We start from the raw sequence: 10,489 nt of genomic DNA on the forward strand, positions 1-10,489 counted from the left end.
CCGAGACCCGATCTCCGTTCAGACGACCAATGGCGGGCCGGCAGCCCGCCATTGTTTCGTTCGATGGAGCTCCATCGGTCCGTCGTCCATCCTTGCCTCATACGGCTCAACCGGCGGTAATGAGGTTTGAGCGTCTCAACCTCTTATAGTTAATGCGCCCTTAACCTTCCCACCGATAGTCTGAGACCCGAATCTGCCGGAGTGCGCCACGCATCCGGCGAGTCCACGACAGACGGGGAAGAGCATGCGTTCAGGGGCTTCAGCACCGCTCGCGCTGGCCGATACGGGGCACGGCATCCAGGCGTTCGCGCGGCGTCAGGTCGGGCGGCTGGTTGGCGTCGGCCTGTTCGCGCTGGCCGCCTTTGGCGTTGCCAGCCTTGCCACCTGGAATGTCGCCGATCCGAGTTTTTCCCACGCGACGAACAACACCGTCACCAACGCCATGGGCTATGCGGGTGCCGTGTTCTCCGACCTCGCCATGCAGTTCTTCGGCCTCGCCGCCGTCGCCGCCCTGGTTCCGACGGTCATCTGGGGCTTCCTGCTGTTTTCCGCGCGCGGCGTCGACAGGCTGCCCAAGCGCGGGTTGTCCTGGTTCGGCTTCGCGCTGCTGGCCGCTGCGATGGTCGGCTGCGTGGTGCCGCCCAAGACCTGGCCGCTGCCCACCGGCCTCGGCGGCGTGTTCGGCGACATGGTGCTGAAGATCCCCGGTGTCGTCATCGGCGGCTATCCGACCGGGCTGATCGCCAGCATCATCGCCATCCTGCTTTCGGTGCCCGCACTGTGGCTCTTTGCCCATGGCTCGGCGCTGATCGGACGCAAGAACGGCTTTGCGGTGATGGAGGACGAGCCCGCCGTCGATCCGCGCGAGGACGACCTTTTGTTCGACAATGACGAGGACGAAGGCGACGAGGGCATCCTGGCGCTCGGCGCCATCACCCATTGGTGGCTGTCGCTGCGCGCGTGGATGCATCGCCGCGCCGTGCGCCGCAGGCAGGAGCGGGACGAGTACGAGCCGGAGATGGAGCAGCGCTCCACCGCCTGGCGCCGCGCCGCCGAACGGGTCGAATCGGCCGAGTTCGCCGAGCAGCGGATGAGCCAGGATGGCCGCGCCCGCGTCGAGCCGGAATTCTTCGCCGCCATGGTCAACGACCGCAGCGCCTCGCTCGACCCCGACGATGCCGATATCTTCGACGACCGCTTCGACAATGCGGGCGAGGATGCCGATTTCGACGATGAGCCTGTCGTGCAACGCCGAGGCGCGCCGACCGCCAAGGTACAGCCGTTCCGTTCCGATGCCGCCACGCGCGTCGAGGCGCCGGCGGCGCGCCCCGTGCCAGGCGCCCGTGTGCAGCGCGAGGCGCAGACATCGCTGATCGGCTCTGAAAAATTTGAAATGCCGTCGCTGCACTTCCTCTCCGAGCCGAAGAACGTGGTGCGCGACGCCAGCCTGTCCAAGGACGCGCTGGAACAGAATGCGCGCCTGCTCGAAGGCGTGCTGGAGGATTTCGGCGTCAAGGGCGAGATCATCGCCGTCCGTCCGGGTCCGGTCGTCACGCTCTATGAGCTCGAACCGGCGCCCGGCATCAAATCGTCGCGCGTCATCGGCCTGTCCGACGACATCGCCCGCTCGATGAGCGCCATCGCCTGCCGCGTCGCGGTGGTGCCCGGCCGCAACGCCATCGGCATCGAACTGCCGAACGCCAAGCGCGAAACCGTCTATCTCAGGGAGATCCTGGCCAGCCGCGACTTCGAGACGACGAAGGCCAAGCTGGCACTGGCGCTGGGCAAGACCATCAATGGCGAGGCGGTCATCGTCGACATCGCCAAGATGCCGCACGTGCTGGTCGCCGGCACCACCGGCTCGGGCAAGTCGGTCGCCATCAACACCATGATCCTGTCGCTGCTCTACCGGCTGACGCCGCAGGATTGCCGGCTGATCATGATCGATCCGAAGATGCTGGAACTCTCGGTCTATGACGGCATCCCGCATCTGCTGACGCCCGTCGTCACCGATCCGAAGAAGGCGGTGGTGGCGCTGAAATGGACCGTGCGCGAGATGGAGGACCGCTACCGCAAGATGTCCAAGGTCGGCGTGCGCAACATCGACGGCTTCAACGCCCGCGTCAGCCAGGCGGACAAGAAGGGTGAGAAGATCTCGCGCACCGTTCAGACCGGCTTCGACCGCCAGACCGGCGAGGCGATCTACGAGACCGAGAACCTCGATCTCGAGCCGATGCCCTATATCGTCGTCATCATCGACGAGATGGCCGACCTGATGATGGTCGCCGGCAAGGACATCGAAGGTGCCGTGCAGCGCCTGGCTCAGATGGCGCGCGCCGCCGGCATCCATGTCATCATGGCAACGCAGCGGCCGTCGGTCGACGTCATCACCGGCACCATCAAGGCCAATTTCCCGACCCGCATCTCCTTCCAGGTGACGTCGAAGATCGACAGCCGCACCATTCTGGGCGAGCAGGGCGCCGAGCAGCTGCTCGGCATGGGCGACATGCTCTACATGGCCGGCGGCGGCCGTATCCAGCGCGTGCACGGCCCGTTCGTCGCCGATGAAGAGGTCGAGAAGATCGTCGCGCATCTGAAGCTGCAGGGCGTGCCGGAGTATCTCGACGCCATCACCGAGGATGATGGCGAGGATGACGACGAGCCGTCAGGCAAGGGTGGAGCGAGCGGCGGTGGCGGCAACAGCAATTTCGAGGATTCCGACGATCCTTACGATCAGGCGGTCTCCGTGGTGCTGCGCGATGGCAAGGCCTCGACCAGCTATATCCAGCGCCGGCTGGGCATCGGCTATAACCGCGCTGCCTCGATCATCGAGAAGATGGAGAAGGAAGGTATCGTCGGCCCGGCCAACCATGCCGGCAAGCGCGAGATCCTGGTGCCGACCGAAGAGGACAAGTTCTGACCAGAAAGCCTGACCCTTGCGACATCCCGGTCCGGCAACCTTGAACCTTTCAAGGCGTTGAAGCGACGGAGGGACGCCCGACCCGCCAAATTTCAGCCCAACTGGGGGTCCAAGCACAGAACAACTCAGGAATCAGACGAGAGTGACCGACATGAAAAACGATCTTTCAGAGCTCAGCACATTTGCTCCCTCCCGGCGTCAGTTGCTGGGCCTCGGCCTGGCGTTTGCAGGGGCGGCAGCCTTCAACGCGGTGCCCGGCTTCCAGCTGCTGGCCTCGGCGCAGGCGGCTGTGCCGGCCGCTGCGCAGAAGATCGCCGACCACTTTTCCTCGGTCAAATCGATGAGCGGCGAATTCGTGCAGTTCGGCCCCAAGGGCGAGCAGACCGGCGGCAAGTTCTTCCTCGAACGGCCAGGCAAGATCCGCTTCAACTACGACGGCTCTTCGAACTTCCGGGTGATTTCAGACGGCCAGTCGGTGGTCATCCTGAACAAGAGGCTCAACACGTCCGATCTCTATCCGCTGTCGAAGACACCCTTGAAGCTGCTGCTCGACAACAGGATCGACCTCTCCGGCGACCGCGTCAAAAGTGTCAAGCAGGAGGACGACCTCACAACCATCCAGCTCGCCGACAAATCGGTGTTCGGCAATTCGAAGATCACCATGATGTTCGATCCGAAAACCTTCGACTTGCGGCAGTGGACGATCACCGACGCGCAGGGCAAGGATACGACGGTGATGATCTTCAACACCAAGGAAGGCGTCAGCTTCGCGCCGGATACTTTCGCCATCGACTACACGGCGAACCGCGAGCTCAACACCAACAAGGCGCGCTAGCTTCAAACGCTCCAATAGCTGTGGAAAGCACCGGGCCGCGCTTCGTCGAGCGTTGCCCGGCTTGTCTTTGCGGCTTGCGGCTGGCAATTTCCCGGACCGACTCCGTCAAAAGGCGTCTTCCCCGCCGGGACCCATCGGTTCTGGCCGGTTGCACGCTGTCCTGGATTGCCAAATGCCCTTCTCCATCGCCACCTGGAACATCAACTCCGTTCGCCTTCGCATGCCGATCGTCGAGCGCCTGCTCGTCGAGCATGCGCCCGACGTGCTGTGCCTGCAGGAAACCAAGGTTCCCGACGAACTGTTCCCCGAGAAGGCTTTCCGCAAGCTCGGCTACGAGCACATCGCCTTCCATGGCCAGAAGGGCTACCACGGCGTAGCAACCGTGGCGCGGCGGCCGATCGAATTGGTCGAAAAGCGACGCTTTTGCGAAATCGAGGACAGCCGGCACCTCTCGGTGACGGTGCGGGCCGGCGGCAAGGCGATCCTGCTGCATAATTTCTACGTCCCGGCGGGCGGCGACGAACCGGATCCCGTCATCAACAGGAAGTTCAAGCACAAGCTCGATTTCGTTGCCGAGATGAATGCCATCCGGGCAGAACATGACGAGGTGTCCGGCTCGGTGCTGGTCGGCGACCTCAACATCGCCCCGCTCGAACATGACGTCTGGTCGCACAAGCAATTGCTCAACGTGGTCAGCCACACGCCGGTCGAGACGGAAAATTTCGAGGCGATGCGTCGCGCCGGCAACTGGGTCGACCTGATGCGACTCAACGTGCCGGATGAGCAGAAGCTCTACACCTGGTGGAGCTATCGTGCGCAGGATTGGGAGCTGTCCAATCGCGGCCGCCGCCTCGACCACGTCTGGTCGTCGCCGAACCTTGTGCCCAGCTTTTCCGGCTACGAGATCCTGCGTCTGGCGCGCGGCTGGGAGCGCCCGTCGGACCATGTGCCTGTCATCGCGCGGTTCGATCTGGACTAGTCTGGTCGAAAATGCCCGCGTGCGGCAGTCAGTCTGTAGAGTTGGGACCGGCTGGATCCACCCACGGACGGCCCAATCGTGTCACCATCGCCGCGTACCCAACGGCACCTGCCGCCCAAAGGAAGATGCCAAGCTCTTTGACGACGTCCTCGGCGATGGCGGCCGCAGAACCGGGGGTAGGAAACAGCTCTCCGAGCTGGTCGATCGATGCTGACATCGCCAGCAGGAAACCTGCGGCCACAAAGATGATCGTGCCGTCGAATGTTTTTCGTCGCAGCCGGAAGAACCAGAACAACCCGGCGGCGGCGTAGGCAATCATCGGAACGATCTCTGGTATCCCAACAATGGGCAGCACGTCCTCATGGATCAACAACAGGTCATCGAGGCCCAGGAGGAGGGTAAGGCCGCCGAGAAACGTGCAATCCCATCGGCGCGTGAGCAGGCCAGCAAACAGGGTCGCGGCGCCGGAGCCGATCCATAGCGAAGCACCCAGGGACGAAATCCACCCCGTATAGAAACCGACTCCGGCGGCTGCGGATGGATCTCGATAAAAGATCCACGCGTCCAGACCACGAATTTGCGCGACGAACAGCGCGGCCAAGAGCATCGCAACGTTAATCGCCGCCGCCGCCACCACGACCAAGCGCCAGGCTATTGTCCATTCGCCGCCATGCTTTGTGTTCGGCGCGCTGTTCTCTGGCATTTGCTATTCTCATAGAGGACTGAGAGGAACTCCATTGGAATCAAAGATCAAGAAGTGCTGACCTATGCCTAATCCAGTGCGATGGCTGCCAGCTCTGCCGCGCCGAGAACTCCGCCTGCATTGTGCCGGTGGTCAGCATCGAACGGTTGCAGCGCTTCGCTCCACCGAACCCATTGTACCATGGCGCCGATGTTCAGGGGAGGCCGGCCTGCAAATGCCCGACCTGAATCCAACACGCTTCGAAGCGCGTCTAAATAAATTCGAACTCAAACGGCGCGCTTCACGTCTTCACGCATGTCGTTGCCCCAGGGCTGCTGCGCTGACAGGCCTGCGAGATCCGGCAGATGGGGATGGTCGCGGCGGCGTGTCGCCAGCATCCGTTGCGCCGCTTCGATGATTGTCGGCGCCGGGACATCGGCGACCAGACCGGTCGGGCTGGCATGGCGGGTCGCGATCACGTCCACGCAGTTCGAAAGCGGCCTCCAACGGGTCATGTTGGCGCCGCCATTGAGGATAACCATCGGCGTCATCACCGTTGCCATGAGATGTGCGGTACCGCCTTCGGCACCGATGTAGAGATCGGCAAACTCGCCGAGCGCCAGCAAGATGTCACCGATATCGACACCTCCGATCGCGGCGGAATCGACAAGCCGCAGCTTCGGCACGCGCTGAGCCAGCTCAGCCATATCGGGACCGTCGCCGGGGGTTTTCACATAGAGAAGGTTCGCCCCGCCGGCGATCAGGCTGTCGGCGATTGCGGCAACCTGATCCGCCGACATGCGCTTGCTGGCGCTGCCATGCGCCGCGATAATGATCAAGGGAGCATGCTTGCCGTCCGCAAGGCTCCTGGCCGCCGCTCGTGCGGCCGGGCTAGGCTCCAGCCGATGATCGAAAGGCAGCCGCTTGCCGGCAAGGCGTTCGATGAGGCGATGGTAGCGCCAGGCATTGTGCCCGGGTCGTGCTTCAGGCCTGTGACCCAGGCGCCAGGAAAGGGCGAAAGCCGGAAAGTTTGCCTCATAGGCAATGCCGCGGCCGAGCAGTGATGCCGAGGCTTGAAGCAGCCAACGCGCCGAGATGCGGAAATCGACGACGGCCAATCGCCCCTTGCCCTTGCTGTGACCGGCGATCAGGCGCGCCAGGGGCGTCCGCACATTGATCGCATCGACCAAATGGCGGGCATGGCGATTGAGGCTATGTTCAAGGGACGACGACCGGGTGGTTCCGTAGACGATGAAACTATCGGGGAATGCCGTTCTGGCGGCGCGCAATGCCGGAATCCGGATCAGTCCGTCGCCGAACGCGTCATTGCGGGAATACAAGATAATGGTCTCGTACCGCCCTGATGGCATGGCTCGCTCCCCCCCAGGAGCCTGGTGGTGATGGCGCCTGCTGCGCCGGCCGCCTTCGAGGTGCTTTAGGATTTCACCTCTTGCCTGTCAACGGAGCCTTGCCGCTGGATCCGGGCGTCCGGATGGCCGCAGTGCGCCACGACCAGCTCATCGCTGTCGTTGAAAACGCTTCTGCCTTCGGCCGCGAAGCCAGCAGCTTCGTGGGTACGCTAGATTTAGCCGGAGAAGCGCGGCGCCAGTTCCTCGATGCGGCGGATCATCGCCTGAAATTCCTCCGAGATGCGCTGGTGCAGCTTGACCGCGATCTCGGGATATTCCTCCAGGATGCGGCGGAACATCTTGCGGCTGAGGCGCATCACTTCCGAATCGATCTCGGCCGAGGCGCTGGTCAACCGGTTGGTGTCGGCGATCAATGCCAGTTCGCTCAGGATCGTGCCGGGGTCTGCCGTGCCAATCGGGATGCGTTCACCATTCTGCTCCCGGTAGAGCACGATGCGCCCGCTGACAACGATATAGGCGGAATCGGCCTCGTCGTCCTCGCGATAAAGCTTGTGGTTGGCAATCAGCCTGGTGTTCTCGGCGCCAAAGGCGAGCAGGCGCAGTTGTTCCTGCGTGAAGCCCTCGAAGAGCCTCACGGCGGACAGAACGCGGATGTCGTCATCCAGCGCCATCTAGCTATGTCCCCGAACCGACAGTCCGACTCCTCCTCTGCGAGTTCGATCCAAACCACCCTCCAACTGGATCGTACCCGAAAGCGGCCCCGCCCGGCCGCTCATTGGATAATGAAAATGTTTAAGGAACCAGCTTGTAGCCGCCGCTTTCTGTCACAAGAATTTCCGCATTGGAAGGATCGCGCTCGATCTTCTGGCGCAGCCGGTAGACATGGGTTTCCAGCGTGTGCGTGGTGACGCCGGAATTGTAGCCCCACACCTCCTCGAGCAGCACGTCGCGCGTCACCACCTTCTGGTCGGCGCGATAGAGATATTTGATGATCGAGGCCTCCTTCTCCGTCAGCCGCACCTTGCCGCCGCGCGGGTCGAGCAGCAGTTTCTGGCTGGGCTTGAAAGTATAGGGCCCGACCGAGAAGGTGGCATCCTCGCTCTGCTCATGCTGGCGCAACTGCGCCCGAATGCGCGCCAGCAGCACGGCGAAGCGGAACGGCTTCGTCACATAGTCGTTGGCGCCGGCCTCGAGACCAAGAATCGTATCCGAATCGGTGTCGTGACCGGTCAGCATGATGATGGGCGCCTTGTAGCCGCCCTTGCGCAGGATCTTCACCGCTTCGCGGCCATCCATGTCGGGCAGCCCGACATCCATGATGAGCAGATCGATGAGGCCGCCGCGCGCTGCGGCGACACCTTTTGCCGCAGTCGATTCCTGCAGCACGTCGAATTCCTCGTAAAGGGATAATTGCTCGACCAGCGTGCCGCGCAGGTCATCATCGTCGTCGACGATCAGTATGGTGCGTGAAGTCATGGATCAATCCGTTGTTTTGAAAAGAAAATTCAGTTGACCGCTGCCTGTTTATGCGGAAGCTGACCGGCGTAACAGCCGTTCACAGTGATTTGTTCCGTGGCACGATCATACAAGAAAAAACACGATCGCAATGCAGCCGGCGCAATTTTGCGAAAAGGGCTGCGTGTGCTGACCGTGCGGGCGAGGCCTGGGCATCCAAGCCAGGGCCTGCTGCAGGCCGGGAAAACGGTGTTTGCCTGTGCGCTGGGGCGCGGCGGCATCTCGGCCGACAAGCGCGAAGGCGATGGCGCCACGCCGCTGGCCGCGATGCGGATCCTGTCGGGGTATTTCCGGGGGGATCAGTTCTCCAGCGGCCGCAGGACCCGGCTGGCGATGACGCCGATCGGGCCCGATCTGGGCTGGTGCGAAGTGCCTGACGACCGCAACTACAACAGGCCGGTCAGGATTCCCTATGGCGCCAGCCACGAACGCATGCGGCGCGACGACAGGCTCTACGACGCCTGCCTGGTGCTCGACTGGAACCTGTCGCCGCGCCGGCGCGGACGCGGCAGCGCCATCTTCTTCCATCTGGCGCGCCCCGGCTTCACGCCGACGCAAGGCTGTGTGGCTGTCACGGCGCAAACCATGGCGCGGCTGCTGCCGCTGCTGTCGGACCGGACGGTGGTGAGGGTGGTAAGATAGTAGGGGAGTAGGGGAGTAGGGGAGTAGGGGAGTAGGGACAAGCTCGGCGCGGCCTTAGTTTTTCCTATTCCCCTATTCCCCTATTCCCCTATTCCCCTATTCCCCTATTCCCCTATTCCCCTATTCCCCTATTCCCCTATTCCCCTACGGCCAGGTCTCTGCCAACCGATGTCGAGCAGGCCCAGCTGGCCAAGCTCCTTGTCCATTGCGCGAGCGACATCACGGCGCACGCCGCCGATATCGCGCAGTTGGCGGTCGGAGAGATCCTCGACGTTCTGGTAGGCAGTATCGCGGCGGGGGAGGCGTATCGCGACCCGGGCGTGACGCAACCAGTCGAGGGTTTCGGCCAGCCAGTTCGGACGATGTGCGGACGAATTCAAAACGATGATGGACATGGTGTGCTCCGTTCTCCCCGAATATCAAATCCGGCTTGATGATGTTTCGATGGACAGATCATGCCAGATTGAAATCTCTGTAGGAAACGAGTAGTTTTCTCTCGATCATCAAGTTTTCTTTGAGGATAGGATGGCTCGTCTGCTGCCTGGGACTCGTGCCTTGAGGACGCTGGAGGCGGCGGCCCGGCACCTCAATTTCACCCGTGCCGCCGACGAGCTTGGGCTGACACCGGCCGCCGTCAGCCATCAGATCAAGGAAATCGAGGATCAGCTCGGGCTGGTGCTGTTCACGCGCACCAGCCGCACCATCCGGCTCACCGAGGCGGGAACGGTGCTGTTCGACGCCTCGGCGGACGCGCTCGACCTGCTTGGCCGGGCTGTTTCGCGGGCGCAAAAGCTGACGCGCGGCACCGCTCTTTTGAAGGTAACGCTCGACGCGCAGTTCGCGTCAAAATGGCTGATGCGACGCGTCGACGATTTTCGCAAGCGTCACCCCGATATCGAGTTGCGATTCGACATTGCCTATGAAGTGCGGGATTTCGAACTCGACGACATCGATGTCGGCATCCGTTTTGGCGCCGGCAAATATCCGGGCCTTCGCACCCACCGGCTGTTCGACAACATCCTCATTCCGGTGTGCAGCCCGAGCCTTTTGACGTCCGGTCCGCCGCTGCGCGAGCCGCGCGATCTTTTCAACCATACGCTTGCGCATATCGAATGGTCGCGGCAAGGCGTGACGTGGCCGAACTGGCGGATGTGGATGGCGGCGGCCGGCATCAATGATTTCGACGACAGCCGGACAGTCGTGTTCGGAAATTCCACGGATGCCGTCCAGGCAGCGCTCGACGGCAATGCCGTTGCGCTCGCCGATTTCGCCATGGTGGCGAACGACCTTTCCCAGGGCAGGCTGGTGCAGCCTTTCGAACTCGGCCTGCGGGTGGCGCCCGAGTTCGCCTATTTCCTGGTCTATCCCGAGAATACCGCCGACGATCCACGCATCGTCGCCTTTCGCGAATGGATGGTAGAGGAAGTCGCCAAGACGCGGACCACGGATAAAGGGCAGTAGGGCAGTAGGGCAGTAGGGCAGTAGGGCAGTAGGGCAGTAGGGCAGTAGGGCAGTAGGGCAGTAGGGCAGTAGGGCAGTAGGGCAG

General features: G+C 62.7%; 10 protein-coding genes. 5 read left to right on the plus strand and 5 right to left on the minus strand.

The genetic code is table 11. From position 1 onward, the window contains the following. Positions 1–244: 244 nt before the first annotated feature. From M729_RS0125870 to M729_RS0125880, 3 genes are all read left to right on the plus strand, one after another. Positions 245–2,920 (plus strand): DNA translocase FtsK, encoded by a 2,676-nt coding sequence (locus tag M729_RS0125870; RefSeq protein WP_027163309.1) that lies wholly within the window; start codon positions 245–247, stop codon positions 2,918–2,920. A 151-nt stretch (positions 2,921–3,071) separates the two neighbouring features. Further along, on the plus strand, positions 3,072–3,755 hold the full coding sequence (locus M729_RS0125875; protein WP_013528893.1) for an outer membrane lipoprotein carrier protein LolA: 684 nt from the start codon (positions 3,072–3,074) through the stop codon (positions 3,753–3,755). A 172-nt stretch (positions 3,756–3,927) separates the two neighbouring features. Then, positions 3,928–4,734, plus strand: a complete 807-nt coding sequence (locus M729_RS0125880; protein ID WP_013528894.1) for an exodeoxyribonuclease III — start codon at positions 3,928–3,930, stop codon at positions 4,732–4,734. Between the two features lie 28 nt (positions 4,735–4,762). Here M729_RS0125880 and M729_RS1000000136625 read toward each other — a convergent pair whose 3' ends face one another. From M729_RS1000000136625 to M729_RS0125900, 4 genes are all read right to left on the minus strand, one after another. Beyond that, positions 4,763–5,437, minus strand: a complete 675-nt coding sequence (locus tag M729_RS1000000136625) for a hypothetical protein (RefSeq protein ID WP_050596349.1) — start codon at positions 5,435–5,437, stop codon at positions 4,763–4,765. A 266-nt stretch (positions 5,438–5,703) separates the two neighbouring features. Continuing rightward, positions 5,704–6,786, minus strand: a complete 1,083-nt coding sequence (locus tag M729_RS0125890; RefSeq protein ID WP_084652723.1) for a glycosyltransferase family 9 protein — start codon at positions 6,784–6,786, stop codon at positions 5,704–5,706. Positions 6,787–7,001: 215 nt separating this feature from the next. Further along, a complete protein-coding gene (locus M729_RS0125895; RefSeq protein ID WP_013528897.1) occupies positions 7,002–7,457 on the minus strand; it encodes a Crp/Fnr family transcriptional regulator in 456 nt (151 codons plus the stop codon). A 121-nt stretch (positions 7,458–7,578) separates the two neighbouring features. Next, positions 7,579–8,262: a response regulator transcription factor gene (locus tag M729_RS0125900; protein ID WP_013528898.1), complete on the minus strand. Its 684-nt coding sequence runs from the start codon at positions 8,260–8,262 to the stop codon at positions 7,579–7,581. 144 nt (positions 8,263–8,406) lie between these two features. On the opposite strand from M729_RS0125900, the gene M729_RS0125905 reads away from it, so the two are divergent. After that, positions 8,407–8,943 carry a L,D-transpeptidase gene (locus tag M729_RS0125905; protein WP_181172690.1) on the plus strand — a complete coding sequence of 179 codons (537 nt, stop codon included), beginning with the start codon at positions 8,407–8,409 and terminating at the stop codon, positions 8,941–8,943. A 128-nt stretch (positions 8,944–9,071) separates the two neighbouring features. Here M729_RS0125905 and M729_RS0125910 read toward each other — a convergent pair whose 3' ends face one another. Next, positions 9,072–9,338 (minus strand): hypothetical protein, encoded by a 267-nt coding sequence (locus M729_RS0125910; protein WP_027163311.1) that lies wholly within the window; start codon positions 9,336–9,338, stop codon positions 9,072–9,074. Positions 9,339–9,468: 130 nt separating this feature from the next. Between M729_RS0125910 and gcvA the strand changes: the two genes are divergently transcribed. Continuing rightward, a complete protein-coding gene (gcvA, locus tag M729_RS0125915) occupies positions 9,469–10,404 on the plus strand; it encodes a transcriptional regulator GcvA (protein WP_027163312.1) in 936 nt (311 codons plus the stop codon). The last annotated feature ends 85 nt before the right edge of the window (positions 10,405–10,489 follow it).

It is taken from the genome of Mesorhizobium sp. WSM1293 (assembly GCF_000513875.1).
GTDB lineage: Bacteria > Pseudomonadota > Alphaproteobacteria > Rhizobiales > Rhizobiaceae > Mesorhizobium > Mesorhizobium ciceri.

Coding starts and splice junctions, on each gene's coding strand:
- M729_RS0125870 (WP_027163309.1), top strand. CDS start 245: ATGCGTTCAGGGGCTTCAGCACCGCTCGCGCTGGCCGATACGGGGCAC.
- M729_RS0125875 (WP_013528893.1), top strand. CDS start 3,072: ATGAAAAACGATCTTTCAGAGCTCAGCACATTTGCTCCCTCCCGGCGT.
- M729_RS0125880 (WP_013528894.1), top strand. CDS start 3,928: ATGCCCTTCTCCATCGCCACCTGGAACATCAACTCCGTTCGCCTTCGC.
- M729_RS1000000136625 (WP_050596349.1), bottom strand. CDS start 5,437: ATGCCAGAGAACAGCGCGCCGAACACAAAGCATGGCGGCGAATGGACA.
- M729_RS0125890 (WP_084652723.1), bottom strand. CDS start 6,786: ATGCCATCAGGGCGGTACGAGACCATTATCTTGTATTCCCGCAATGAC.
- M729_RS0125895 (WP_013528897.1), bottom strand. CDS start 7,457: ATGGCGCTGGATGACGACATCCGCGTTCTGTCCGCCGTGAGGCTCTTC.
- M729_RS0125900 (WP_013528898.1), bottom strand. CDS start 8,262: ATGACTTCACGCACCATACTGATCGTCGACGACGATGATGACCTGCGC.
- M729_RS0125910 (WP_027163311.1), bottom strand. CDS start 9,338: ATGTCCATCATCGTTTTGAATTCGTCCGCACATCGTCCGAACTGGCTG.
- gcvA (WP_027163312.1), top strand. CDS start 9,469: ATGGCTCGTCTGCTGCCTGGGACTCGTGCCTTGAGGACGCTGGAGGCG.